Origin of the sequence: Ectothiorhodospira variabilis (assembly GCF_022227625.1) — a bacterium.
In the GTDB taxonomy this organism is placed as follows: domain Bacteria; phylum Pseudomonadota; class Gammaproteobacteria; order Ectothiorhodospirales; family Ectothiorhodospiraceae; genus Ectothiorhodospira; species Ectothiorhodospira haloalkaliphila.
Map to the genome: position 1 here is coordinate 1 of NZ_JAJNAO010000064.1, position 412 is coordinate 412.

1 protein-coding gene is annotated in these 412 nt (G+C 62.1%); it reads left to right on the forward strand.

Annotated elements, in window-relative coordinates; genetic code table 11:
- Positions 1 to 412 (forward strand): RpnC/YadD family protein (locus LPW30_RS15940; protein ID WP_476588339.1); only part of this gene is annotated, 412 nt, incomplete at both ends.

The following is a 412-nucleotide window of genomic DNA, read 5'->3' on the forward strand; positions in this document are numbered from 1 at the left end:
GGAGGAACTGGCACAGCGGGATACGCCACTGAGTGGGATTTTCGAGGTAGAGAAGGCGTCGAAGGATGTGGATGCCTTGCAGGAGGCCGTGCAGCGCTTGGCGGCGCGCATCCGGGCACACCCGGAGAAGGCGCGCCTGGACGAGGTGATTACCCGCTGGCTCAAGCGGCACCTCAGACGGCTGGGTACCGAGGCAGAGAAGGCGCTGGAACAGGTCAACAGTTTGGTGGAGGACAATGCGATGCTGGCGGAAAATCTTCAGACTTGGGCAGAAAAGGAGCGCCAGAAGGGCGAGGCGGTCGGCTTGCAGAAGGGGCGGCAGGAAGGGAGACAGGAAGGCGAGGAAATCGGCTTGCAGAGGGGTCGGCAGGAAAATGCCCGTGAAACAGCCATCAACCTGCTTGCGCTAGGG